Annotated in this window: 24 protein-coding genes; 14 read left to right on the top strand and 10 right to left on the bottom strand. The window is 43.0% G+C overall.

All coding sequences use genetic code 11. The features are described from left to right. The first annotated feature begins 1 nt into the window (after position 1). Entirely contained in the window at positions 2-775 is a 774-nt protein-coding gene (locus FHW88_RS28355; RefSeq protein ID WP_091166784.1) for an ABC transporter ATP-binding protein, read from the top strand. A gap of 28 nt (positions 776-803) precedes the next feature. Beyond that, complete coding sequence (locus tag FHW88_RS28350; RefSeq protein ID WP_090528376.1) at positions 804-1,793, top strand: MlaD family protein; 990 nt, start codon at positions 804-806, stop codon at positions 1,791-1,793. 443 nt (positions 1,794-2,236) lie between these two features. Here the strand turns inward: FHW88_RS28350 and FHW88_RS28345 are convergent, their stop codons facing one another. Continuing rightward, positions 2,237-3,403: an acyltransferase family protein gene (locus FHW88_RS28345; RefSeq protein ID WP_176628889.1), complete on the bottom strand. Its 1,167-nt coding sequence runs from the start codon at positions 3,401-3,403 to the stop codon at positions 2,237-2,239. A gap of 245 nt (positions 3,404-3,648) precedes the next feature. On the opposite strand from FHW88_RS28345, the gene FHW88_RS28340 reads away from it, so the two are divergent. The 8 genes from FHW88_RS28340 to FHW88_RS28305 all read left to right on the top strand — a co-directional run bounded on the left by FHW88_RS28340 (position 3,649) and on the right by FHW88_RS28305 (position 11,023). Next, on the top strand, positions 3,649-4,020 hold the full coding sequence (locus FHW88_RS28340; RefSeq protein ID WP_176628888.1) for a hypothetical protein: 372 nt from the start codon (positions 3,649-3,651) through the stop codon (positions 4,018-4,020). Between the two features lie 75 nt (positions 4,021-4,095). Further along, positions 4,096-4,593, top strand: a complete 498-nt coding sequence (locus FHW88_RS28335; RefSeq protein ID WP_176628887.1) for a hypothetical protein — start codon at positions 4,096-4,098, stop codon at positions 4,591-4,593. Positions 4,594-4,703: 110 nt separating this feature from the next. Further along, a complete protein-coding gene (locus tag FHW88_RS28330) occupies positions 4,704-5,258 on the top strand; it encodes a DUF1572 family protein (protein ID WP_090528381.1) in 555 nt (184 codons plus the stop codon). A gap of 288 nt (positions 5,259-5,546) precedes the next feature. Then, complete coding sequence (locus FHW88_RS28325) at positions 5,547-5,867, top strand: ArsR/SmtB family transcription factor (protein ID WP_176628886.1); 321 nt, start codon at positions 5,547-5,549, stop codon at positions 5,865-5,867. After that, positions 5,864-6,829, top strand: a complete 966-nt coding sequence (locus FHW88_RS30275) for an SRPBCC domain-containing protein (protein ID WP_176628885.1) — start codon at positions 5,864-5,866, stop codon at positions 6,827-6,829. Before FHW88_RS28325 ends, FHW88_RS30275 begins: the two co-directional genes overlap by 4 nt. Positions 6,830-7,114: 285 nt before the next feature. Then, positions 7,115-8,644: a glutamine-hydrolyzing GMP synthase gene (gene guaA, locus FHW88_RS28315; RefSeq protein ID WP_090529629.1), complete on the top strand. Its 1,530-nt coding sequence runs from the start codon at positions 7,115-7,117 to the stop codon at positions 8,642-8,644. Next, a complete protein-coding gene (locus FHW88_RS28310) occupies positions 8,601-9,854 on the top strand; it encodes an ABC transporter substrate-binding protein (RefSeq protein WP_176628884.1) in 1,254 nt (417 codons plus the stop codon). The genes guaA and FHW88_RS28310 overlap by 44 nt, the downstream gene beginning before the upstream one ends. Further along, positions 9,851-11,023 (top strand): RsmB/NOP family class I SAM-dependent RNA methyltransferase, encoded by a 1,173-nt coding sequence (locus tag FHW88_RS28305; RefSeq protein WP_176628883.1) that lies wholly within the window; start codon positions 9,851-9,853, stop codon positions 11,021-11,023. The genes FHW88_RS28310 and FHW88_RS28305 overlap by 4 nt, the downstream gene beginning before the upstream one ends. A gap of 155 nt (positions 11,024-11,178) precedes the next feature. Here FHW88_RS28305 and FHW88_RS28300 read toward each other — a convergent pair whose 3' ends face one another. The 4 genes from FHW88_RS28300 to FHW88_RS28285 all read right to left on the bottom strand — a co-directional run bounded on the left by FHW88_RS28300 (position 11,179) and on the right by FHW88_RS28285 (position 15,200). Next, complete coding sequence (locus FHW88_RS28300) at positions 11,179-11,751, bottom strand: MarC family protein (RefSeq protein ID WP_090528400.1); 573 nt, start codon at positions 11,749-11,751, stop codon at positions 11,179-11,181. Between the two features lie 12 nt (positions 11,752-11,763). Continuing rightward, positions 11,764-12,927 carry an MFS transporter gene (locus FHW88_RS28295; protein WP_176628882.1) on the bottom strand — a complete coding sequence of 388 codons (1,164 nt, stop codon included), beginning with the start codon at positions 12,925-12,927 and terminating at the stop codon, positions 11,764-11,766. Positions 12,928-13,024: 97 nt separating this feature from the next. Next, entirely contained in the window at positions 13,025-14,581 is a 1,557-nt protein-coding gene (locus tag FHW88_RS28290) for an amino acid permease (RefSeq protein ID WP_112653578.1), read from the bottom strand. 256 nt (positions 14,582-14,837) lie between these two features. Beyond that, positions 14,838-15,200 carry a hypothetical protein gene (locus FHW88_RS28285; RefSeq protein ID WP_176628881.1) on the bottom strand — a complete coding sequence of 121 codons (363 nt, stop codon included), beginning with the start codon at positions 15,198-15,200 and terminating at the stop codon, positions 14,838-14,840. 149 nt (positions 15,201-15,349) lie between these two features. On the opposite strand from FHW88_RS28285, the gene FHW88_RS28280 reads away from it, so the two are divergent. Next, positions 15,350-15,688 (top strand): single-stranded DNA-binding protein, encoded by a 339-nt coding sequence (locus FHW88_RS28280; RefSeq protein WP_176628880.1) that lies wholly within the window; start codon positions 15,350-15,352, stop codon positions 15,686-15,688. 261 nt (positions 15,689-15,949) lie between these two features. Here FHW88_RS28280 and FHW88_RS28275 read toward each other — a convergent pair whose 3' ends face one another. The 5 genes from FHW88_RS28275 to FHW88_RS28255 all read right to left on the bottom strand — a co-directional run bounded on the left by FHW88_RS28275 (position 15,950) and on the right by FHW88_RS28255 (position 21,773). Next, the gene (locus FHW88_RS28275; RefSeq protein ID WP_176628879.1) at positions 15,950-16,618 is read right to left on the bottom strand and encodes a DUF6624 domain-containing protein; all 669 of its coding nucleotides are present in this window, start codon (positions 16,616-16,618) and stop codon (positions 15,950-15,952) included. Next, positions 16,611-18,062, bottom strand: a complete 1,452-nt coding sequence (locus tag FHW88_RS28270; protein WP_176628878.1) for a PAS domain S-box protein — start codon at positions 18,060-18,062, stop codon at positions 16,611-16,613. The genes FHW88_RS28275 and FHW88_RS28270 overlap by 8 nt, the downstream gene beginning before the upstream one ends. Before the next feature lie 49 nt (positions 18,063-18,111). Further along, the gene (locus tag FHW88_RS28265) at positions 18,112-18,816 is read right to left on the bottom strand and encodes an SDR family NAD(P)-dependent oxidoreductase (protein WP_176628877.1); all 705 of its coding nucleotides are present in this window, start codon (positions 18,814-18,816) and stop codon (positions 18,112-18,114) included. A gap of 118 nt (positions 18,817-18,934) precedes the next feature. Beyond that, entirely contained in the window at positions 18,935-20,713 is a 1,779-nt protein-coding gene (locus FHW88_RS28260; RefSeq protein ID WP_176628876.1) for an aromatic amino acid hydroxylase, read from the bottom strand. Between the two features lie 100 nt (positions 20,714-20,813). Further along, positions 20,814-21,773 (bottom strand): YbhN family protein, encoded by a 960-nt coding sequence (locus FHW88_RS28255; RefSeq protein WP_176628875.1) that lies wholly within the window; start codon positions 21,771-21,773, stop codon positions 20,814-20,816. Between the two features lie 247 nt (positions 21,774-22,020). Between FHW88_RS28255 and FHW88_RS28250 the strand changes: the two genes are divergently transcribed. Genes FHW88_RS28250 through FHW88_RS28240 form a run of 3 tightly spaced genes read left to right on the top strand, consistent with a single transcriptional unit; the run spans position 22,021 to position 24,398 of the window. Continuing rightward, complete coding sequence (locus FHW88_RS28250) at positions 22,021-22,890, top strand: carbon-nitrogen hydrolase (protein ID WP_112657815.1); 870 nt, start codon at positions 22,021-22,023, stop codon at positions 22,888-22,890. 45 nt (positions 22,891-22,935) lie between these two features. Further along, on the top strand, positions 22,936-23,289 hold the full coding sequence (locus FHW88_RS28245; RefSeq protein WP_176628874.1) for a four helix bundle protein: 354 nt from the start codon (positions 22,936-22,938) through the stop codon (positions 23,287-23,289). 11 nt (positions 23,290-23,300) lie between these two features. After that, on the top strand, positions 23,301-24,398 hold the full coding sequence (locus tag FHW88_RS28240; protein ID WP_176628873.1) for an agmatine/peptidylarginine deiminase: 1,098 nt from the start codon (positions 23,301-23,303) through the stop codon (positions 24,396-24,398). Positions 24,399-24,566: the final 168 nt, after the last annotated feature.

Here is a 24,566-nt window from a genome sequence, read left to right as displayed (position 1 = left end):
TATGAAAAAGGCAGCAGTACAGACAGATCATAATAACCCGGTTATCAGCATCAGGGGCTTAAAAAAAGCTTTCCAGGATTATGCCGTGCTCCGCGGTATCGACCTTGACCTGTACCAGGGCGAAAACCTTGTGGTGCTTGGCCGCTCAGGTACAGGTAAGTCGGTACTGATCAAGATCATATCGGGCCTGCTTAAACCCGATGAGGGTATGGTAAAAGTATTTGGCCAGGACATCGCCCATATTACCGAAGATGACTTACAAAAATTACGCATCCGTATAGGCTTTTCGTTTCAGAACAGCGCTTTGTACGATAGTATGACCGTGCGTAAAAACCTGGAGTTCCCGTTGGTGCGTAACAAACGTAACCTTACCCGCGGTGAGATCAATACCGCGGTTGAAACGGTGCTTGACGCGGTTGGACTTTCGCAAACCATTAACCAGATGCCATCCGAGCTTTCGGGCGGGCAGCGTAAGCGTATAGGCATTGCCCGCACACTGATCCTGAACCCCGAGGTTATGCTGTATGATGAACCCACTGCCGGCCTCGACCCTATAACCTGCATCGAAATCAATGACCTGATTAACGAGGTGCAGCAGCGGTATAATACATCATCCATCATTATAACACATGATCTGACCTGCGCCAAGCAAACCGGCGACAGGATAGCCATGCTCTTAGACGGGCAGTTTCAGCGCACCGGCACTTTCGACGAGGTGTTTAACACCACCGATAGCCGGGTGAAACCATTTTACGATTACAACTTTATTGAATAACAACAATTAGATAAGATATACCATTATCATGGATCCAGCAGAAAAAAGAAAATCGATCATAGTAGGCATATTCCTGGCACTTGGGCTCATATTGTTTATATTGGGGGTATTTACCCTGGGGGGCCAGCAAAAAGCCTTTGTTAAAAATATAAAGTTAAGCGCCGTATTTACCGATGTTGCCGGTTTAAAGAAAGGCAACGCCATTTGGTTTTCGGGCGTTAAAGTTGGCACTATCAGCAATATCAAATTTATCGGCCCATCAGAGGTCCAGGTGTATATGAATGTTGATGAGGCTACACAGCAATACATCCGCCGCAACGCGATGGCCAAAATAGGATCAGACGGTTTGATAGGTAATAAAATTATTGTGATAGAAGGCGGAACCGCACAGGCACCGGTAATTGAAGATGGTGACGTATTGCAATCCGAAAAAATGCTCTCGACCGATGACATGCTTAAAACCCTGCAGGATAATAACCAAAACCTGTTAGCCATCACTAACGATTTTAAATCATTAAGCCATAACATATTGCAAGGTAAAGGTACCGTTGGCGCATTATTAGCCGACAGCACCATGGCGATACAACTGCGCGGCGCCATGCGCAACCTGCAGGCCACTACTCAAAGTGCTGCTTTAATGGCTGTACAGCTTGACCAGTTTAGCCGTAAAATGAACACCAAAGGCGGCCTTGCCGATAAAATGCTTACGGATACAGCTACCTTTGCTCAAATTAAACAGGCTGTAGGCCAACTGCAGCAAACCGCAGCAAACGCTTCAACACTTACCAGCAATCTTACCAGGGCAAGTAACAAGCTTAACACTACCGATAATGCTCTGGGCGTATTATTGAACGATCCCAAAGCGGCGGTGCAAACACAATCGGCCATCAATAACCTGCAGGCAGCATCTATCAAATTAAATGATGATCTGGAAGCTGTTCAGCATAACTTTTTCCTGAGAGGTTTTTTCAAAAAGAAAGAAAAAGCAAAAGCTGATAGTTTGAAGGGAAAACAGTAAGCCCCCCTCTAAACGGCGTAGCCCTCATGAGCACTAAAAACTCATGCCGTTGTTGGTGTTGTCACCAACAACTTTTTTGCCTGTTTTGTCTCTTATAATCACGAAATCACCATTTGCTATGCACGTAGTAATTGAGCGGCGCGGAGTTGTTGGTGACAACACCAACAACGGCGAAGACTTTAAAATACAATTCTTTTTAAGTCCCTCTCTCCCGGAGAGGGATTTAGGGTGAGGCAAAAAAAATGCGTCCCGTATCTCACCCCGGAACGCAATCTCGACAACATCTCATTGATATCGATCAACTAAACCAGGTTAAATCTCAGCCTGTACTTTATTATACACGCATATCGTGCCATTGTTTTAAATAATTAAAAACCAGATATTTAAATGGGATTATACTTTTTAAAACGTCCGATTTTGCACGCCTGACGTCCTCTTTCAGATCAGATAATTTTATTTACACCCGGGACCTTCACCAGCATCGACGATAACAGAAAACTGCTTGTTACAGCCAGCGGACCAACAATCAACAATTTATAAGCCGGATCCATTGGCCAACTTATGGCAGCCACCGAAAGGGAGATGAGCACCAAGGGATGAAAAATATATACGCCGAATGCCGCACGCGACATGCTTTTCCCAACTGCAGATTGCCCTGTCCACTTATGCTTCGCGATGATCAATAAGGCTGCCATAATGAAAATACCTGTAAACTGTTCCCAAAAGGCGTACATTAACGATTGCCAGTGCCCCTCTCCGCTAAACGTTTCGATAGAACTGTGCGTGCTTTCTTTTATAAAATAAATTGCCGGAAATACCGCAAAAATCATAAAAGCTGACAGCCATGCAAACAACCTACCTGTTTTGATATCAAAACTGTTAAGCCAGTTGTTTCGTGATGCTATTATTCCCATCCAAAACATGCCTATGTATTGCGCAAAATGCCCTAATTGAAAGCCAACCGGCTTAAGTATCCACCCAATTGGAAAAACCATTCGTACGATATATGAAATTAACCCTAATGCCGCAGCAAATATTATGATAGAAAAAGCTGATGGCGCCTTTTTAAACTGTCGGCTTTGGTTTTTTATCATTGAACTGATCAGCACAAAAATTAAGCTGAATAACAATAAAGCAGCTACAAACCAAAGTACCCCAAAATCTATCCACCCATCAAAACCACCTAAATATTGAAGATAGGTAACCTGATGCCCTTCAGCAAAACGGTACACAATATAACTCAGCACCGGCGACAGGATAAACGAGTAAAACACCAGCGGGACACCTAAACGCTTTAATCTGTCGGCAGTAAAACGTGCAGCGCTTTTCTTTTGCAATGACGATGCCGTAAAGTAGGCCGAAATAAAAAAGAATAGGCCCATAAAAAACGACTGATTTACGGCCACGAAAAGCGACATAGGTATAATTGCCCCTGTATGTGTTGTTTTATCCGTAAAATACCAGCCTCCCGGCGCTCCGTAAGTAATAAAAGTATGGTGCAGCACCACCAAAACCGTCAGCGCAACTTTTAAATTATCAATATAAAAGAGTTTTGAAGTGGCCGGATTCAGTACGTTATTTTCAACAGGGGGAGTATCGGTTAACAGCATATTAGGGAATTGTTTCAGACACTAAGATACCATAAACTTCTACATGTTACACCCGTGGCAGCATCGTAGTAAATTATATACAATTACAGGCAATAGAAGCGGTGTGAAATCTCCCCTTTTTACTTCGCACATTTTGCGTAATTTCTCTTTAATTTGCAACATATCTTCGATACATTTCGTTGAATATTAAAAACATACCATTTAACGGACCCTATTTGAATACGCGGTTACAAACATCTGCACCCATGGGCCAGAGCAAATCGGCAGCCGTACTTAACCTGTACAACAGTTATTCAGCAAAGCTTTTAGGCTACATTTATGAGGTTGTGCAAAATAAGCCGATAGCTGAACAGTACCTTTCAGCTGTTTTTAACGATGTACCAAACGAGCTTGAGGAATTTTCAAAAAGCGGAACAAGCGCCTTTTGTCGTTTGCAAATCATGGCGCGCGAAAAATTGGTCCACTTTTTTGAGGCGTTAGAAAATGATACCGATAAAAGAGCCTGGGAAAATTTACCCTGGGTCAATAACCGGTATGTAACTTTAATGCCCCCTTTCAACAGCAGGTTTTTTGCGATATTCATTACCAATGCAAATCGGCAGGAAGCATTGCTATAGAACTGAATAAAACAGAAGAAGAAATCAGAAAAACGTTAAAAGAATGTTTTACCATTATCAGGAACGGGAGGAACAATGAAAGAGTACATTGATAGTGGCATACTTGAAGTTTTTGTAATGGGCGCAGCTACCGACGAGGAAGCAAGGGAGCTAATGTACATGAAGGCAAAATACCCTGAAGTAGATGAGGCCCTGAAGCAATTGGAAACAGATATGGAAAAAATAGCAGGTGAAATGGCTATTTCACCGCCTCCGCATATGTGGGAAAAGATAGAAGATGAGATAGACGGCCTTATCCGCCTGGAAAATCCGGCACAACCGGTTAAATTTCGCACTTCAGGCGATGATCAGAATAAGCATAAAAAAGCACCTCCCGAGGATCAATTCATCTCGATTGAATCGGAATCGAACCATATGCGCCTGCATAAATCGTGGCGCTGGATCTTTGCTGCTGTGTTTGTGCTAGGGAAGATCTTTTTAGGCTTCGCGATATATTTTTACCTTGAAAACCGCCAAACCAGACAACAATTACAGGAGTTAAAAACCGAGATCAGGGAATTGAAGAAAAGATAGAGGTTGGTGGTTGGAGATTAGAGGTTAGATTTATTTAAAAAAATATTTGAGGTATCCCGAGGGATGCCTTTTTTGTTGTTTATTAAACCACCACCTCTTAACTTTAGCTTATGGAAAACGACTATCTAACCAGTGTAAAAAAGCAGTTTGCTTATTACAAATCCCTCGGCGAAAAAACGTTTGAACAACTTACCGACGAACAATTATATTGGCAATATAACCCCGAATCAAACAGCATTGCCATGATCGTGAAGCACATGGCAGGCAATATGATTTCCAGATGGACTGATATTTTCGCTACTGATGGTGAAAAATCCACCCGTAACCGGGAAGCTGAATTTACCCCTTCTACCCCCACCCGCCAAACAATTACCGAAACCTGGGAACAGGGATGGCAATGCCTTTTTGATACGCTTGATAAACTAACCGCCGACGATCTCGATAAGATCATCTATATCCGCAACCAGGGCCATACGGTTATGGAAGCGATAAACCGGCAATTGGCCCATTACCCTTACCACGTTGGCCAGATCGTTTTTTTAGGTAAGATGCTTTGCAATGAAAACTGGCATTCGTTATCTATCCCCAGAGGGCAATCTGAAAATTACAACGCTGATAAGTTTGCTCAGGAAAAACGAAAGGTGCATTTTACGGATGAGAAATAGCTTATTCAACCCATGAATTAAAAACACGTTCTCTGGGCTGTTAAAACGATATTTTTGAATGTAGAGACGCATAATTGCGTCTCCTGCTTGCCATTTACGCTACCTGATACGCTTTTGAAATCGGCCTGTCCTCTGAGAGACGCAATTATGCGTCTCCACAAAATTCATTTTTAAACAATTCCCGGCATCACGCTTGAAATCGCAGCTTTAAACATTTTTCGAATAAATTTCCGCAACCGATTAATTGCATTTATATTTGCAATCGAACGGTTGCAAAAAGAGACTTTTATGAGAAGAGATGTATTTCAGGCCATTGCCGATCCTACCCGCAGGGCCATTATTAGTTTGCTTGCTTTGCAGGCTATGACACCCAATGCCATTGCCGAACATTTTCAAAGCAGCAGGCAAGCTGTATCCAAGCATATCCAAATCCTGAGCGAATGCCAGCTGGTTAATCAAAAACAAACCGGCCGCGAAATTTATTATCATTTTAACGTACAAAAAATGAAAGAAGTGGATGTTTGGATGGACCAGTTCCGTGCCCTGTGGGAAACCCGTTTTAGCCAGTTAGATAACGTGTTACAAAACCTAAAAAACAAACAGTCATGAAAAACAATGAAGCTGTATTTACCAAAGACCTGCAAAACAAGAGGCTTAATGTGGTAAGAACTTTTGACGCGCCACTCTATTTAGTATGGCAGGCATGGACCGAAAGCGAGATCCTCGACCAGTGGTGGGCACCTCATCCCTATCGCACCAAAACCAAAACCCAGGATTTTAGGGAAGGTGGCTACTGGCTGTACCAAATGGTTGGCCCGGAGCATACTGAACATCCAACATGGTGCAAGGAAGAATATAAAACCATCGTAGTTCCGCAAAAAATTGCCAATGCTGTTTCCTTTTGTGATGAAAATGCTGTAACCAATACCAATTTCCCTGTTATGAACTGGGAGAAGAACTTTACCGGCGAAGGTGAGCATACTACCGTTAACATCGATATCTATTTTGATAAAGTGGAAGATATGCAAGCCATTGTTGGTATGGGCTTCCAGGAAGGCTTCACTGCCGGCTTAAGCAACCTTGATCATTACCTGAGCACAGCTTTCAGGATCAGGAAAGACCTGAAACCAGGCAACGCCGCAAGGGTTACCACTTATTTAAATTTCCCAGGGAACACTGAAGAGGCTTTAACCTTTTACAAAGAGGTTTTTAAGGGCGAGTTTACCGGCAAAAAACTTACGCGGTTCAGTGATATAGAGTTGCCGGCTGAGGTCCGGATGAACGAAGCTGATAAAAAATTGATCATCCACGGCGAACTTACCATTATGGGAGGCCACGTACTAATGGCTACCGACGCGCCGGAGAGTATGGGCTTTAAACTGCAAACCGGCAATAATATGCACATCAACGTTGAACCCGAAAGCCGCGAAGAAACCGAGCGCCTGTTCAATGAACTTTCGGCCGGTGGTGTGGTTACCATGCCATTGAGCGATATGTTCTTTGGGGCATACTTCGCAGAGTTTACGGATAAATACGGAATCAACTGGATGTTGAATTATCAGAACGTCTGAACCGGGATTTGGGGGGATTTTTGGATTAGTGGGATTTTAATTGCGATTTTAATATAGCTTAACGTCCCATCAGGGTCTCTCGCAGAGGACTCTCTACTTGCGCTCGTTTGCAACGAGCGCTTAACGTGGCTTAGCGATTGCATCGCAACTCGCATTACAAATGCGGAACCATATTAAGCACTCATCACAGATGAGCGCAGGTGGAACTTAATTTAATAAATTCGGGTTCAGACAATTTCTCAAATCTCCTATCTCACATTTCATATCAAAATCCTATCTTTGCCCATGCAAGAAAAAATCCTCATTCTTGACTTTGGTTCGCAATTCACCCAACTTATAGCGCGCCGTGTCAGGGAGCTCAATATTTATTGTGAGATCCACCCCTTCAATCATTATCCCGAAATTGACAGCACTGTAAAAGGTATCATTCTTTCCGGCAGCCCTTATTCTGTAAGGCAGGAAGATGCTCCTCATTTCGAATTTGAAAAATTCCATACCACACGCCCTATTTTAGGTGTTTGTTACGGTGCGCAGTACGTTGCCCATTTTCATGGCGGCGAAGTATTGCCTTCAAGTACCCGTGAATACGGTCGCGCCAATTTGGAATATATTAAACAAGATAATCCATTGTTTAAGGATGTTCCTGGTGGCTCACAGGTGTGGATGTCGCACGGCGATACCATTGCTACCATTGGCGATAACTTTGAGGTAATTGCAAGTACCGATAGCGTTAAAGTTGCCGCTTACCAGGTTACCGGTACCCAAACTTACGGCATCCAATTTCACCCGGAGGTTACCCACAGTATTGATGGTAAACAATTGCTGCAAAACTTTTTGGTTGACATTTGCGGTTGCAAACAAGACTGGACACCTGATTCATTCATCGAAACCACAGTTGCCGCTCTGCGCGAAAAACTGGGCGATGATAAGGTAGTACTTGGTTTATCAGGCGGCGTTGATTCGTCGGTTGCGGCAGTATTGCTTCACCATGCTATCGGCAAAAACTTACACTGTATATTTGTTGATAACGGCCTTTTGCGTAAGGATGAGTTTGAGCAGGTGCTTGATTCATACCAGCACATGGGCTTAAACATAAAAGGCATCGATGCCAAACAACGTTTTTATGACGCGCTTGCCGGCTTAACCGATCCTGAAAAAAAACGTAAAGCGATCGGCCGCGTATTCATCGAAGTATTTGATGATGCCGCGCATGAGGTACAGGATGTGAAATGGCTTGGCCAGGGCACAATCTATCCCGACGTTATCGAGTCGGTATCAGTTAAAGGCCCTTCAGCTACCATCAAGTCGCACCACAACGTAGGCGGATTGCCTGATTTTATGAAACTTAAAGTAGTTGAGCCACTTAACACTTTATTTAAAGATGAGGTAAGGAAAGTAGGTAAAGCTTTAGGTATCGACCCTAATATTTTAGGTCGCCACCCTTTCCCGGGCCCGGGCCTGGCTATCAGGATTTTGGGAGACATCACGCCTGAAAAAGTAGCGATATTACAGGAAGCTGATGCAATTTATATAAACAATTTACGTGCTGCCGGGGTTTACGATAAAGTTTGGCAGGCCGGCGCTATATTTTTACCGGTACAGTCGGTAGGCGTAATGGGCGATGAGCGTACTTACGAAAACGTGATCTGTCTCCGTGCTGTTGAATCGGTTGACGGGATGACCGCCGACTGGTGCCATTTACCGTACGACTTGCTGGCCAAGATCAGCAACGAGATCATCAACAACGTAAAAGGAATTAACCGGGTAGTATATGATATCAGTTCAAAACCACCGGCCACCATTGAGTGGGAATAAGTGGTTACCGTTTTTTTGCATAGCCTTGCTGCTGGCCGCGTGTTCACCCAAAACGCGGCCGGTAGCAACTACCGTAAAAAAACCGACTGATACCGAAAAAAAGCCCGATAATACCTCCGAAAAACCGGTCAAAGCTCCGGAGCAAAAGGTGGCTACTATAGCCATGATCCTGCCTTTGAATCTTGAGCATTTAAATCCGGCTCAAAAATATAGCCCTATACAATTAAGCCAGGCCAATATCGCTGTTGAATATTACCAGGGATTTAAGCTCGCCCTTGATTCACTTACAGTATATGGCAATAATTATAAGCTACAGATCTTTGACTCAAAGGATGAGGCTATGCAGGCACATGATCTGGCTTTAAACGCGTTTGTACGTTCAAGTGATCTGATAGTCGGCCCGGTTTTCCCGGACGGTGTAAAAGCGTTTTCAGGCGCACTGTCTTATTCAAAGGGGCCAATTTTATCTCCCTTATCGCCTGCAAATCCGGCAACTATTAGAAGTAAGAATTTAATAACCGCTATTCCGCCGCTTGAATATCATGCCTGGGGCGCAGCCGAATATCTCAACAAAACGGTTAAGCCTAAAAAGATCTTTATTCTGCGTTCGGGCTTTAACCAGGAAAATGATTACGCTGTTAATTTTAAAAAGGCTATTGACAGCTTAAGCAAAAAGAAGGTAAAGGTTACCAATGTATATGTTATACGTGGAAAACTCAGCAGCCTGATTCCGCAGCTTTCTAAAACAGAGAAAAACGTGTTTGTGGTACCCGCTACCGATCAGGCATTTTTGGGTGTAACCCTCCGGTCGTTAGATACATTGAACAAACACTACCCGGTTATGGTGTTCGGGCACCCGAGCTGGGAGAAGTTCAGTTTCCTGAAACCGCAACTTTTACAACGCCTGAACACGCATATCACCTCTACCGAAAAAATAAATTACAAAGCCGGGGCTACAATAACATTTTTACGTAACTATAAGCGGACTTATCACGTTGAACCGACCGAATACGCCATTAAGGGTTTTGATGAAGGATTGTATTTTGGAAAGCTACTTTTTACGGATAAAGGCATGCAATCTATAGATGAGACCGATTTTACCGGCTTACACAACGGCTTTCATTTCATCAAAAAGCCGGGGTTGGGCTGGATCAACACCCACGTAAATATATTAATGTATACTAACTTTGAGCTAAAACAGGTAGAATGAAGGCCATAAACCAGCTTAAAACGTTTCAGCGAATTTTGGGTGAATACCCTGCCGATACGCCACTAAGTAAATTTTTACCCGGCTTTTACCGGCAAAACAAGCAAATGGGCTCAACCGACAGGCGGGTAGCCAACCGGTTGGTATACAATTATTTTCGCCTGGGCAGGGCACTTCCAAACTTACCTGAAGATGAGCGGCTAATGGTTGCCGAATTTTTATGCAATACCCAAACCAACTCTTACCTGCAACACTTCAAACCAGAATGGGCTGCATGTATTGGTTTTAATGACGATGATAAACTAGCCCTTGTAAAAACCGCCTACCCTGATTTTAAACTGGCAGATGTTTTCCCATGGAGCAGCCAGCTTTCAGACGGGATTGATAAAGAAGCTTTCCTGAAATCATTTTTTTGTCAGCCCGATCTGTTTATCCGCGTACGCAACGGTTATGATCATTTGGTAAAAGCCGAACTGTCCAAAGCGGAGGTTGTTTTTAAGGATGAGGGCAACGGCTGTTATTCGCTGCCAAACGGTACGCGCCTCGAAACCATATTTCCCAAACAACACTGGTTTGAGGTGCAGGATTATTCATCGCAACAAACAGGTAATTACTTTAAACCACAGCGCTGGGATAGCTGGTGGGATGCCTGCGCAGCATCGGGTGGTAAATCATTATTGCTGCATGAAGATGAGCCTAATATCAAACTGGTTGTATCCGATATCCGCGAATCGATATTGGCTAACCTTGATGAGCGCTTTCAATTGGCCGGATTAACCAAATACCAGAAAAAAGCCCTCGACCTTACCCAAAACATTGATTCGGTGATGCATGATTATGCATTCGACGGGATCATCCTTGATGCCCCCTGCAGTGGCTCGGGCACCTGGGGACGTACTCCTGAAATGATAGCCCAGTTTGATGTGCATAAGATTGAGTTTTTCCAAAAGCTTCAGAAGAGTATTGCCCAAAACGTAGTAAAATACCTCAAGCCCGGTAAGCCGCTCATCTACATTACCTGCTCGGCCTTTAAAGGCGAGAACGAAGATGTGGTTGACTACCTGGTAAATGAACTTGGCTTAAAGCTTGAAGAAAAAGCGGTTTTAAAAGGCTACGAGCGTAAGGCTGATACAATGTTTGTGGCGAGGCTGAGCCCTTCTCCAATCATTTAATAAAAAATATGTCATTGTGAGCATAGCGCGGCAATCTCGTCGCGTTAATGACCATCATGCCAATCTAATATGCATTAGCTACGAGATTGCCGCGTCGCCCTTTGCGCACATTCCCTGGCTGCTCCCCGCAATGACATGTAGTATATATTTGATATCTACAAATGCGTATTACTCCTGAACAGTTTAATAGCTATAGCCAATAAAATAATCCCGAATGCTTTACGCAATACGCTCAAACCTATCGGCCCAAGCAACCTTTCCAGCCACTTTACATTTTTAAGAACTAAGTAAACTACAAGGGTATTCAGCACAATGCCTACAAGGATATTTTGGGTTTGATATTGCGATTTGAGGGAAAGCAGCGTAGTCATGGTACCGGCTCCTGCAATCAGTGGAAAAGCCAGTGGTACGATGGAAGCGGCCTGTGGTAATTCCTCTTTAAAAAAGTCGACACCTAAAATCATTTCCATGGCAATGATGAAAATCACCAATGAACCTGCAATAGCAAATGAAGAAATATCCAAGCCTATTACAGCCAATAGTTCATCACCTATAAAAAGAAAGGTCACCATAAGCACCAGCACGGCTATACTGGCCTTTTCCGACTCGATATGACCTACACGTTGCCTGAGCTGGATAATTACCGGTATAGCACCCAAAATATCAATAATAGCAAAAAGGATCATCGTAACCGAAATGATCTCCTTAAAAATAAATGGGTGCGGCATGGTCTCTTAAATTTATTCTTTTCTCTTTAACCGGATACTTAGCAGCAACGCAGCTAAAATATAGCATGAAGATAAGAAGAAAATAGCATGTACCGATAGCAAAGCTGCAAAGCCGGCTGTAACCGGACCAAGGGTTTGCCCTATGGAAGCATACGACTGGTTGATGCCCAATATTTTGCCTTGTTCTTTATGGTCAATATGATCGGCAATTATTGCGTTGAGCATAGGATTACGCAGACCGTTGAACAGGCCATAAATACAAATACCTATAACGAACGGAATAAAATGATTGGTGAGCCCGGTTGCAAACATCGCCGCAAGGCAAAGAAAAGTAGAGAGCAACAGGATCATTGATTTAGATGAAAACCATTTGGTAAACAGCGGCACACAAAGCTGCATAATAATACCGCTCACGCCGAAACCGGCATACAAAATACCGATCTGCGTAGGGTTGATCTTCAGTACATCAACAGTAAAAGTTTGAAATGCTATGATCATGGTAAACTGCGCCATGGTAAGCATAAAACCGGTAAACACAGCTGTGCCGATAACCGGTCGTTTAAGTGTAGTTATCAGCGAAGTAAACGAAAATGTAGTTTTTTCCGAGTTCTTTTTTGTTTTATCGGGCGGGTTGGTTTCCTTTAAAAAGAACAGGCTGCAAAGTGTGCCTATAAGTGAAATGCCAGCCGCAAAAAAGAAAGGTACCTGCATACCATACCTGTTCAGGAAACCACCAACGGCCGGCCCAATCACAAAGCCAAACCCAAAAGCAGAACTTAGTATACCGAACCTTTTTGCCCTATTATCCGGCCTTGCCGTATCCGATACCATGGCCTGTGCCACAGAAACATTTCCTCCTGTTAACCCGTCCAAAATCCGGGCTGCAAAAAGCATGATCATGCTCCGGGCTTCGGCAAAAAGGATAAAGGAAATACAGGTACCTGCCAGGCTGATCACCAGTAAAGGCTTTCGTCCCCATTTGTCAGACAGGGAACCCAAAACCGGTGTGGCAAAAAACTGAGCTACTGAAAAGGAAGCGGTGAGGATACCTAATGTTTCGCCGGTAACGCCAAAGGTTTTACCATAAGAGTAAAGTATCGGTACAATAATGCCGAACCCTAACGAGTTGATGATACATACAAATACTAATACCCACAGGTTTTTATCGCCCTTCATGAAGCGGCATCATTGGTTTACTGGTATAAAAAGAGAATGTAACAAAAAAGGTTCTGAAAATTCAGAACCTTTTTTGTTTATGATAACATTGTTATGATTACTCAACAAATTTAGGGTTGATAGGGTTATTAGCACCTTCAACTTTACCATGGCGTACATGTGAACGTTTGATACTGTAACCAAAGTAAACGGCAAAACCGATCAGTAACCAAACAATAAGCCTTGCCCAGTTTTCCCAGCCTTCGCTCGCAATCATACACAGGCAAATGAGGGCACCAAGCGGGCAAACTATCATATAAGCCGGAGTTTTGAACGGGCGTTCAATGCCAGGGTCGGTTCTCCTTAAAATAAAGATACCAATACATACAAGCACAAAAGCAAACAGTGTTCCTATACTCACCATATCACCTACATATTTATCAGGAATAAAACCGGCAAACAATGATACAAACACAAAGAATAACCATTGCGATTTGTAAGGGGTACGGAACTTAGGGTGTAGCTTTGAGAATACTTTAGGGATCAAACCATCGGTGCTCATGGTATAAAATACGCGGGTTTGGCCCATCAGCATCACCAGGATCACCGAAGAAAAACCTGCAAGTATCGATACGGTAACAAATGAAGCCAACCATCCATAACCAGGCATAGCGGTTTTGATAGCGTAACTTACTGAAGCTTCTTTACCCTGGATCAGGAAATCTTTGTATGATACTAAACCCGTTAACACGTGCGAAAACAGAATATAAAGTGCAGTACAAAACACTAACGATATCAAAATACCTTTTGGCATGTCTCTCTGCGGGTTCTTAGCTTCCTGAGCGGCAGTTGAAACCGCGTCAAAACCAATAAAGGCGAAAAACACAACGCTTGCTCCGCGTAGTACACCAAGCCATCCGTGGTTAAAGGTATCGGCATAGTCAACTACGCCGGCACTCACTTTAATTTTACCTGCATCGGCAGGGATGGTATATGGGGTGTGGAACGCTGGGTTAATAAAATGCCAGCCTAAACCAATGATCATCAATACTATGGCAACTTTTACAATTACGATGATATTATTCACAACTGCCGATTCTGCAGTACCACGAATCAATAACAGCGTTAACAGGAACAGGATCAGAATAGCCGGCAGGTTAACAATACCTCTTGTACCCATTTCGGCGGCGTACATACCTGCAGTGGTATTTGACACTTCCATAAACGAGTGCGACCATGCGTATGGTATATGCACGTTAAAGAAAGTGGTTAAAAATTCATTAAAATACTGCGACCAGCCAATTGCAACTGTAGCGGCACCAAGCGCGTATTCAAGTACTAAATCCCAGCCAATGATCCAGGCAATAAACTCGCCCATGGTAGCGTAAGAGTAGGTATAAGCAGATCCTGCGATGGGGATCATACTGGCAAATTCTGCGTAGCACAATCCGGCCAGGGCGCAACCGGCGGCTGCTATAAGGAAAGAGATGGTAACTGCAGGGCCGGCATGTTCACCTGCCGCAGCTGCCGTACGAACGAAAATACCGGCACCTATAATTGCGCCGATACCGAGTGCTATAAGTGAGCCAACGCCTAAGGTTCTCTTGAGCGACTTCTCCGTCTCTGCCGAAGCAGCCATTAGTTGAGCAATCGGTTTCTTAATAAATAATTTCATTTTAAATTAGTAAGATCAGTCAAAAATTAAAAATTTACATTTCCCCAAACGTACTTAAATTTATTGAAAACATAAAGCGCCGAATGAAACAACAGTTAAGTATTAATTATCAAAATATTAAACTGTTAAATGCTATTAAATCTATAGAGAATCGGATTTTAAAGCTGAATACAGAACGCCTAAAGTTCAAATCAAATAAACCGGCAAATCTCACAGCGAACTGCTGCTCACTGCAAACTGCTACTCAAGCAAAATGCTACTGCTCCCCTTCCCGTTTCACCAGCAACACTTCATCATTATCTAATAACAGGTAGCCGTACTCATAATTAAAAAAATAGGTCGACCCGGTTTTGGTTTGATAGATGCTGGTAATATGGTCAAAATCAAAACCTTTTGCTGTGAGTTTTTTACGGGTTGTTTTGGTTTTGCCGGTCGGGTTCAACTCTTCCAGCACACGGCGGTTACGGCGCAGGATATTATTGATATTACGCACCAGGTTATAGCTGTTACTGTTAAGCTGATTGTTATAATTATTGCGGCACAGATCATTACAAAACTTTTTGTCGGCACGGCCTTGTAGTGGCGTACCACAATCTAAGCATACTCTTTCCTGATTCATGACATAAAGATAGCGATTAATTTATCCGTTTGCAAACGCTTGCAAACGGATACTATCGACTATAAACGGTTAATATCCGGTTAATTTTTCTTGCCCTCCCCACCTTTGTATCGTTAATTCAAACAACAATAAACATAAATAATAAAACGATGAACTCATTAAGAAACAGTGTGCGCCTGGTAGGCAACTTAGGTATGGACCCGGAAGTAAAAGTATTTGACAGTAATAAAAAGATGGTACGCCTGTCCATAGCCACCAACGAAAGTTATAAAAACGATAAAGGCGAGAAAATAACCGATACCCAATGGCATAACCTGATTTTCTGGGGCACACAAGCTAAACTTGCCGAAGACCTGCTCAAAAAAGGTGATGAAGTTGCTGTGGAAGGCAAACTGGCCAATCGTAACTATACCGATAAAGATGGTATTAAACGCTACGTATCTGAAGTAGTGGTTAACGAATTTTTAAAAGTGGGCGTTAAAGGCTGAAAAGCAAATGGCGAGATATCTAAAGCTGTGGGGCATTGGCGGGTAAAGCCTGTGAATAACGTAGGGCTGGTATCTCGAAAGGAGGAATAAATCTATTTTATAAAAGACCATGTCTTTCAAATAACATAATCGAAATTTATCAATGACAATACCGGCAGGAATAACCTTCTGTCAACCGAACGGAGCAATTATATCATAAAAAGCGGCTTTAAACCTAAACCTTATCTTAATTATAATGTATTTCCATCCATGCCGGTATTGTCATTTAACAACCTGCTCCCTGGCTAATTTCTCTATCTCTGGCAGTTGCTTCTTATATTTCCCGGCATCCCAGTTTTTAGAGTAATCTTTCATTGGTGGCATCCCCATTGCTTTACGTCGCTCGTCCAAATGATCAATATCAGCAATAGGATAGATATATATCTTGCCTGTTTGTTTATCTGTAAATCCCTGGCTACCGTAAACTTGTTTCTTGCCGGTCCGCATATTGATCCTGTCTTCAAGGATAGCAAGGTTGCTTGAAAGTATTTCGCCATTTTTCTCCGCAGCTCTGATCATTGGTAAATAGTTTTGCTGCGTTTGCAAATCGGCATGTTGGATTACCAGGAACAGTGCCTGACTTCCCGTAATACCTACTTTTTGCGGACCCAGCCAACCATACTTTGTTAGTATAGCATTTACCCTGATCAAATTTTGACTGTCGGTTTTATGCATAACTTCTTGCAGGCTATCGGCAACATTGATTTGTGCATTATCTCTTTTTGCCCGCAGATATTTTATTCTAACCGATTGATCTGATTGATAAATAGAATCCAAAACAATCATTAATGACCGGTTTAACTTATTACTATCAATGGTGAACGTGGTAACCTGCGTAAAAGAGATATTACCCAGCAACAGAAAAACACCTGTGACAAAAAGCCTACGCATCAGCCTCGAATGCCTTAATATACGCGGTTCTTTCCACAATAGAATGAATAACCCCGTCAAGTTGCTGCGATGTAGTATCAATATGCCCGATGATCTCCTTGTTGAGTGGGTTTTGCAGATCATCGTTATCAAACAGATTAACTAAACCCAAAATAGTAGCTACCGGCTTACGCAATTCGTGCGAACTGATATTGGCTATGGTTTGCAGCCTGTGGTTTTGCTCGCGTATGTTATCTTCGGTTTTTTTGCTTTCTATCAACACCCTCAAAATATTCACCGTGCGTTCAATGATATTTAACTCCTCCTTATTTGGCTTACGCATGGTATGGTAATAAATGCCAAATACAGCCAGAACCTTTGAGTTTTTCGAACTCATTACAGGCGACGACCAGCAAGCCTTTAGTCCGTATGGTTTGGCAAGACCAACATAATCAGCCCAAAGCGGGTCGTTTTCAATGTCGCTTACTATAACCTGCTTACGGTGAAATGCCGACGTACCGCACGATCCTACATTGGGCCCTATTGATAAACCTTCCAGTTGATTACTGTAAGCCTGTGGCAACCGCGGACCGGCAAGCGTATGTAATTTCTCCTGCTTATCGTCAACTTCCAAAACAGAACAGATCATATCCGGGAAGATCCTTTCAATTCCCATAAGCAGTTCGGTAGCAGATTGCGCCAGCGTATATTGTGACATCGCGTTTAATTCCAGCACCTTCTTTTCAAGCTCCAATACCCATTCCTGCATTTTTATTTCCGTTATATCACGTATAAAAACAGCCAGCTGGTCCTGATAAGGGTATATATTGATCCGAAGCCAGCTGTTTGAATAGGCATTTAAATATTGTACCTGTATGGATTTTTTGCAGGTTAATGAAAGTTGAAACTCGCTCTCTACCGATTCAGTTAAACCAAGACTTTTAATCTCCATAAAATTGGCCCCAGCAAGTTCGGTTAAACTAAGGTTAGTCATAGCCTGGAACGCCGGATTAAAGGAAATTATATCCCAGTTGGCATTAAGTACAATAAAGCCTTCATTGAGGCTTTGAATAGTATGCTGAACAATATCATCTTCTGATTGACCGATCATGCCGGCCAGTGTATTCCCGCTCGAATAAATCAGGTTATCATCCTCATTCAGTATTACCGACCAGATAATACTAAAGTAACACCCGTCTTTCGCTTTAATACGGCTTTGGTAACCAACTAATTTTTTATTAAGCAGAAGGCTGCCCTGTGATTCTGCCTGGCGTTCTTTATCTGCCGGATGGCATAGCGCTGCGATATTTATGCCTGTTAATTCATCATCGCTATAGTTAAGAATGTTACGAAAAGCATGGTTGGTATGCATGATCACGCCATTCATATCCATGACAAAAAAAATATCTTTTGAATGAGTAAAGAGTGACGTAAACCTTGTGTCCATACGCGGCAGGTATAACATAGTTATAATAACTAAGTTATAAAAAATGTTTGCAATATTATCTAATATTTCAAGGGGTACTTGCTGCTACTGGTATTATTTTTCCGTTAAAAAATTTGCTCCCGGTTAAGGCAAAATCAGCGATATATTTACCCATTTCAAACGCCATTACAGGCGATTGATAACCAGGAAAAGCCTGTTCCAGCATCTCGGTTTGTGCCGATCCTAAAGCCAGGCAATTTACTTTGATCCCTTGTTCGGTTAACTCCTGTGCTAAACATTCGGTTAGCGTATGCAATGCTGATTTACTTGCTGAGTAAGCCGCCAGCCCCGGAAATTTAGCGCTCCCCTGAAATCCTCCCATGCTGCCAATATTAACGATGTGCGAGCCCGCAGGCATTAAAGGAAGCAATGCCTGGATAGCACGTACATGACCAATAAAATTGCTTTGCAACATCTCTACAAAATCCGACTCGAGTAATTCGGCAAATGGCTTATTGATAAGCACCCCTGCATTGTTGATTAAAATATCAACCCGATTATCAAAATGTGATGCGATGAACTGCTGCAAACCTTCATAATCATCATGCACTATATCAAATTTTAAAGCAAACAACTGGCAATCGGGGTTTAAACCATGTGCTATCTCCAGCAAACGTTCCAGTTTATCCTGTGAGCGGGCCAGGGCTATTACCTTATGGCTGCCCGAAAGTATTAGTTCAATTACGGCTTCAAAGCCCACGCCGCTACTGGCGCCGGTTATTATGATGTTCATATGCCCCCTAACCCCCTAAAGGGGGAATGATTATTTATTATTAATTTCATTTCCCACGCGTCCTTGCCTCGTTCTTCACAATGACGCGTGATTTATCCTCTAAGATGATAAATCAACGCTAAACTACCAATTTTTGCTCAACCGGGTGCTTGATCAGGTAAAAGCCATCGCTGATGAGCTTGCCGTATTCAGGCTCATTACTTCCTTTTTGCTCCAAAAAATGTTTGATCTCGGCGGCTAATTCTGAGTCTACGTTTTCGTGATCGAGTATTTCGAGGATCTCAAGGGCACAAAGCCAATCGTCATGATGATCTTTTTGGAGTTGCTGCCATACATTGCCTAAAAAACCATAATCACCATGGTTAACGCGACAATTACGCACTTGCTGGTAAAGCTTGTGCAGTTCTTTGGTTTTATGATCATGCACAGCATGATGCGTTTCTGTCTTTGATTTATAAACAATGGTTTCGTAAGCTTCCCTATCTGCGGCGCCGCAAAATACCGAAACAACTTCCTGGCCAACAGCCATATCATAAACACCCCAGACCGGATCAAACAACACCGTTCCATTATCATCAGTAACGGTTACATCGTTGAAAGTGATCAGGCAGATCTTATCCTTTGACGAAAGAATATTTTTCACCATACCTTTTATTGTAATGCCGCTTTCAAAATGCAATTCCGCGTGCTGCCCTTTTACTATGCCTGCCGCTTTTAAATCTTCTTCCGAAAAATCCTCTAAAGCAATACCGCTGCCTTTCAATTTACCAACCGGCGAACTGAAACCATCCTTATGATAATCTTTACCATGGCCTTTTAACTGTTTATTGCTTAGGGCCAGCGCGGTGGGGCCGGTGGTTTTTATAAAATAAGCTTTGCCGCCTGCATCTGTCTTAAAATCGGTAAGGTTACCCGAAACCTGCAAGCCCGAACTGTAAACAGCCGTACAGATGTTCTTACTTTCAACAGCCTTGTTTAATCCGTAAGCACCACCTTTTCTGAAAGCCATGGTATTGGCAAACTCTTCCAGCACGCTGATCAGGTTCTGAAAATCGGGGGTTACAAAAAGCTGGGGCTGTGGCTTGGTGATATCATAGGGATATTTAACAGCGTCAATAGTATACCATAGCTTTTGAACATCTTTATTCATACAGGTTGAACTTTCACCGATAGATGAAAGCAGGCCCGCGCCGTAGATTTTTGGGTGCTCCAGCGTTCCAATCAGGCCGTACTCAACCGTCCACCAGTGCAGGCGGCTCAGGAGGGCCATTTCCGATGGTTCGCCCATGTTTTCCTGGCAATAAGTTACCAGCTCTTCGGCTTTAAGTATTTCCTGTTCATCAGCATCAGGCATTTCTTTTAATATCGATAGTGCGCGGATAGCCTCATAAAGCTCAAAATCCTGTGCCGAAAACATCGCTTTAGCCCCTATCGATCCAAAATAACTCAGGTATTCATGGTAATCCTTGTCGGCAATTATGGGCGCATGCCCTGCCGATTCATGAATGATATCGGGCGCCGGGGTGTATTCAATATGTTTTAACTGGCGTATATCAGCGGCGATAACCAGCACCCGGTACGCCTGATACTCCATAAAGGCCGCCGGCGGGATAAAGCCGTCGACCGTAACAGCACCCCAGCCAATTTTGCCGAGGGCGTCATTCATCTCCTGTAAATTGGGAATATGTTCAATAGTTAAACCTGCTTTTTGCAGGCCGGGAATGTACGGGTAGTAAGCGACATCCTTTAGATAACTATAATTTTGACGCATGACATAGCGCCACACCGCATGATCGATAGGCGTATAATGCTCGTAGTGCTGGTCGACTATAAATTGTTTTAAATGACCGGGCAATGCCGCAACCTGCGGATTATTAAAATCATTAAAATGGCTCATCGATAACTAACGGTTTATATAATAACGCCAAGTTTAGCAGATGCTTGCCATGAAAACAAGTTTCAGTCTATTATTCTGAAATTAACACAGAAGCGGAATATTATTCTTCTATCGGATGATTTTCCAATTTTGGTTCTTCGCCTTTTTTAAGGCTGGCTTCAAGCCGCTTAGGAGCTAATACATAATATACACCTAATAAAGCTACAATAATTGAGATTAGATAAAATCCAAAGCTTAGGTAAACCGCCATATCTTCGGCTAAGTTAAACTGACGGGCAAGGGTAAGAAACAGCGCGTCGCGGATACCGCCGCCGCCCAAACTAAAAGGAATAATTGCCGCTAACGACGAGAAAAGAAACGACAGCAGATACGGAGCAAACTTACCGTTGAAATCCTGCGCAAGCAGTAAACAAATAATGGTAAGCAACTGCATGCTTTGTACACCTATGGCTTTTAAATGTGCCTGTATAAAGTTGTGGGTGTATTCTTTAAAAAATTTACGGGCTACGGCGTAATAGATCACAGAACCAACCGATACTATACCAAGCGGCCAGGCCAGGTAATAGGGAAAACTCGGTATTAAAACAACCAGCCCCACTACAATGGCGCCTATCGCCCAAAAACCGCTAAGCCTGTCAAACAGGATGGCCCAGAACACTTTTTTTGTAGGTAAATGATAGCGTTTGTGCAACAGGTAAATTTTGTAACCATCGCCACCGATACCGCCGGGCAATAGCACGTTATAGCACAAGCCAAGAAAATACAGGCGGAGGTTGAAGCGCCAGTCTAACCGTAAACCAATGGATTTGAAATAGCTTAATAACCGCCATGATGAAAAAAACATCGACCCGATATAACAGGCAATAGCGGCAGCTAACCAGGCGCGGTCGGCATGGAGTAAGCGATATTTAATTTTAGCAAACGGCACCTTACTGAATACATAGTAAAGCAAACCACCGGTTACTACTATGATAAGGATTACTTTTATAACGCCCCAAAGCTTACCTTTCCAGGTTTTGTGTTCGGCACCTTCGTCAATGAGATCTTCTGTTTGTGTCATTCGGCTGCAAAGCTATGTTATTTTTTTATTTCGATGTATCGGATAGTCAATTAACAAAAAAACTTCATTTTGTTTTCAGGAAACATTAAAACCAGTAAATCAGGTTATTATTTCGGGGAGGGATCAATGTAAAATGGCAAAGGCAATCTCACACCAGTGTAATCGTACTTTCAACTGAGTGTAATCATAATATTAAATGGGTGAAATCCTTGTTTCAAAGTGTTATTTTTGCGCAAATTTTTTGGAGATGAGTAAAGTAAAAGTTGGTTTAGTACAAATGAGCTGTACTGCTGATAAAGAGCAGAACCTGCAGAAAGCAATTGTTAAAGTAAGGGAAGCGGCTGCTAAAGGCGCGCAAATAGTTTGTTTACAGGAACTTTTTACCTCGCTTTACTTTTGCGATGAAGAAAATTACGACAATTTTAAGCTGGCCGAAGCTATTCCCGGCCCATCAACCGATGAACTTTCGAAGGTTGCTGCCGAGCTTAACGTGGTGATCATTGCTTCATTGTTTGAAAAACGTGCCCAGGGTGTTTATCACAACACCACAGCAGTGCTTGATGCCGACGGAAGCTATTTAGGCAAATATCGGAAAATGCATATCCCTGATGATCCGGGCTTTTACGAAAAATTTTACTTCACCCCCGGTGATTTAGGTTATAAAGTATTTAACACCAAATTTGCCCGCGTAGGCGTATTGATCTGCTGGGACCAATGGTACCCTGAAGCAGCCCGTATCACTGCATTAATGGGCGCCGATATATTATTTTACCCAACCGCTATCGGCTGGGCTACCACGCAGGATGAAGCAACCAACGTTGAGCAATACAACGCGTGGCAAACTATCCAGCGTTCGCACGCGGTAGCCAACGGAATACACGTGGTAAGCGTGAACCGTGTAGGTGAAGAAGCCGGTGTAAAATTCTGGGGCGGTTCATTCTTTGCCAATCCTTTCGGCGCGATCATCCATCAAACATCACACGATGATGAAGAAGTTGTAGTACAGGAATTGGATCTTGATAAATCTGATTATTACAGAAGTCACTGGCCGTTTTTGAGAGATCGTCGCATAGATTCTTATCAGCCGATAACTAAAAGGTTATTAGACGAGGACTAATGTCTTGAGTCCGAAAGTCAGCAAAGTCCGAAAGAAAGAGTTTATATGAGTTTTAAGTTTGAAAAGTTAGTTGTATGGCAAAAAGCTGTCGATCTGTCGGCCGACATTCATGACCTAACCAAAACTTTTCCAAAAGATGAGTTGTTTATTTTAACATCTCAGATAAAACGGGCTGCGGATTCTATTTCATTAAATATTGCTGAAGGCTCGACCGGCCAATCAAATGCAGAGTTTAATAAATTTGTCGGTTATGCTTTACGATCGGATATTGAAGTTGTGGGATGTCTTTACTTAGCACAAAAGCGGAATTTGATATCTGACGAAAATTTTTCAAAACTATATCAGCAATGCGAAGAAATTTTAGCAATGTTGAATGGTTTGCGTAACTCTCTAAAATAACCAATTATTAAATGTCACCCTTGAAAGATATATCATCCCAATCCTCACTTCCCGACTTTCGGACTTCCGGACTTTCGGACTCGCCTTTGGCGCAAGGCTTCTCTTTTCCCGCCGAGTGGGCCAAACACACCGCTACCTGGCTTAGCTGGCCTCACAAGGAGGCTTCATGGCCGGGCAAGATCGATACTATTTACGCCCCCTATATTGAGTTTATAAAGGTAGTTACAGAAGGCGAACTTGTTCGCATTAACGTGGCTGATGCTGATATGAAAGCATCTGTAATTTTTCAACTGCAGAATGCCGGTGTGGATTTGAATAAGATCGAGATCTTTGAATTCCCGACCAATGATGCCTGGTGCCGCGACCACGGTCCGGCGTTTTTGATAAACCCTGCTACTAAACAAAAAGCCATTGTTGACTGGGGTTATAACGCCTGGGGCTGTAAGTACCCTCCTTTTGACCTGGATGACGTGATCCCTACCAAAATAGGTAATCACTTCGGTTTGCCGGTATTTAATCCCGGCATAGTAATGGAAGGCGGATCGGTCGACTTTAACGGTAAAGGCACTATTTTAACTACTACTGCCTGCCTGCTCAACAAAAACCGGAACCCGGAGCTTAACCAGCAACAAATTGAAAGCTACCTGCAAAATTATTATGGCGCAGAACAGATCCTTTGGCTGGGTGATGGTATTGTAGGAGATGATACCGACGGACATATCGACGACATCACCCGCTTTGTAAACGAGGATACGGTTGTTACCGTTGTGGAGGAAGATAAGAATGATGAGAACTACCACATCCTTCAGGAAAACCTCGAAACGCTAAAAACCATGCGCCTGCTTAACGGCAAACAGCTAAACATTGTTGAATTGCCCATGCCTGATGCGGTGATTTATGAAGATACCCGTCTGCCGGCTTCATACGCCAACTTTTACATTGCCAATTCGGCGGTAATAGTGCCTACCTACCGTTCAAAGAACGACGATAAAGCGCTTGACATATTGACCCAATGCTTTTCCGACCGCAAGGTTGTGGGCATTGACAGTACCGACATTATCTGGGGCCTCGGCAGTTTCCACTGCCTAAGCCAGCAGGAACCGGAATAAAAACCTCACCCTGCCCTCTCCAAAGGAGAGGGTTCTTTTTTAATCAAAAATTGTCATTTCGACAGAGCACCGAAAGGAATGAGCGCCCGAGCGAAAGAGAAATCTTATGCGCCATATATCTCACAGCAAGGTGTATAAGATCGTATGCATGAAACAGTTAAAGAAGAG

Origin of the sequence: Mucilaginibacter sp. SG538B, from assembly GCF_013376065.1 — a bacterium.
Taxonomy (GTDB): domain Bacteria; phylum Bacteroidota; class Bacteroidia; order Sphingobacteriales; family Sphingobacteriaceae; genus Mucilaginibacter; species Mucilaginibacter rubeus.
This window is presented reverse-complemented; position numbering and strand designations above follow the sequence as displayed.

What these genes read in the sequence shown, in the direction of transcription:
- FHW88_RS28325 (WP_176628886.1), top strand. Translation starts at nt 5,547, where the DNA reads ATGAGAAGAGATGTATTTCAGGCCATTGCCGATCCTACCCGCAGGGCC.
- FHW88_RS28265 (WP_176628877.1), bottom strand. Translation starts at nt 18,816, where the DNA reads ATGAACATCATAATAACCGGCGCCAGTAGCGGCGTGGGCTTTGAAGCC.
- FHW88_RS28275 (WP_176628879.1), bottom strand. Translation starts at nt 16,618, where the DNA reads ATGCGTAGGCTTTTTGTCACAGGTGTTTTTCTGTTGCTGGGTAATATC.
- FHW88_RS28285 (WP_176628881.1), bottom strand. Translation starts at nt 15,200, where the DNA reads ATGAATCAGGAAAGAGTATGCTTAGATTGTGGTACGCCACTACAAGGC.
- FHW88_RS28245 (WP_176628874.1), top strand. Translation starts at nt 22,936, where the DNA reads ATGAGTTTTAAGTTTGAAAAGTTAGTTGTATGGCAAAAAGCTGTCGAT.
- FHW88_RS28335 (WP_176628887.1), top strand. Translation starts at nt 4,096, where the DNA reads ATGAAAGAGTACATTGATAGTGGCATACTTGAAGTTTTTGTAATGGGC.
- guaA (WP_090529629.1), top strand. Translation starts at nt 7,115, where the DNA reads ATGCAAGAAAAAATCCTCATTCTTGACTTTGGTTCGCAATTCACCCAA.
- FHW88_RS28255 (WP_176628875.1), bottom strand. Translation starts at nt 21,773, where the DNA reads ATGACACAAACAGAAGATCTCATTGACGAAGGTGCCGAACACAAAACC.
- FHW88_RS28305 (WP_176628883.1), top strand. Translation starts at nt 9,851, where the DNA reads ATGAAGGCCATAAACCAGCTTAAAACGTTTCAGCGAATTTTGGGTGAA.
- FHW88_RS28280 (WP_176628880.1), top strand. Translation starts at nt 15,350, where the DNA reads ATGAACTCATTAAGAAACAGTGTGCGCCTGGTAGGCAACTTAGGTATG.
- FHW88_RS28260 (WP_176628876.1), bottom strand. Translation starts at nt 20,713, where the DNA reads ATGAGCCATTTTAATGATTTTAATAATCCGCAGGTTGCGGCATTGCCC.
- FHW88_RS28240 (WP_176628873.1), top strand. Translation starts at nt 23,301, where the DNA reads ATGTCACCCTTGAAAGATATATCATCCCAATCCTCACTTCCCGACTTT.
- FHW88_RS28330 (WP_090528381.1), top strand. Translation starts at nt 4,704, where the DNA reads ATGGAAAACGACTATCTAACCAGTGTAAAAAAGCAGTTTGCTTATTAC.
- FHW88_RS28340 (WP_176628888.1), top strand. Translation starts at nt 3,649, where the DNA reads ATGGGCCAGAGCAAATCGGCAGCCGTACTTAACCTGTACAACAGTTAT.
- FHW88_RS28345 (WP_176628889.1), bottom strand. Translation starts at nt 3,403, where the DNA reads ATGCTGTTAACCGATACTCCCCCTGTTGAAAATAACGTACTGAATCCG.
- FHW88_RS28350 (WP_090528376.1), top strand. Translation starts at nt 804, where the DNA reads ATGGATCCAGCAGAAAAAAGAAAATCGATCATAGTAGGCATATTCCTG.
- FHW88_RS28355 (WP_091166784.1), top strand. Translation starts at nt 2, where the DNA reads ATGAAAAAGGCAGCAGTACAGACAGATCATAATAACCCGGTTATCAGC.
- FHW88_RS28290 (WP_112653578.1), bottom strand. Translation starts at nt 14,581, where the DNA reads ATGAAATTATTTATTAAGAAACCGATTGCTCAACTAATGGCTGCTTCG.
- FHW88_RS28270 (WP_176628878.1), bottom strand. Translation starts at nt 18,062, where the DNA reads ATGTTATACCTGCCGCGTATGGACACAAGGTTTACGTCACTCTTTACT.
- FHW88_RS28310 (WP_176628884.1), top strand. Translation starts at nt 8,601, where the DNA reads ATGATATCAGTTCAAAACCACCGGCCACCATTGAGTGGGAATAAGTGG.
- FHW88_RS28300 (WP_090528400.1), bottom strand. Translation starts at nt 11,751, where the DNA reads ATGCCGCACCCATTTATTTTTAAGGAGATCATTTCGGTTACGATGATC.
- FHW88_RS28295 (WP_176628882.1), bottom strand. Translation starts at nt 12,927, where the DNA reads ATGAAGGGCGATAAAAACCTGTGGGTATTAGTATTTGTATGTATCATC.
- FHW88_RS28250 (WP_112657815.1), top strand. Translation starts at nt 22,021, where the DNA reads ATGAGTAAAGTAAAAGTTGGTTTAGTACAAATGAGCTGTACTGCTGAT.
- FHW88_RS30275 (WP_176628885.1), top strand. Translation starts at nt 5,864, where the DNA reads ATGAAAAACAATGAAGCTGTATTTACCAAAGACCTGCAAAACAAGAGG.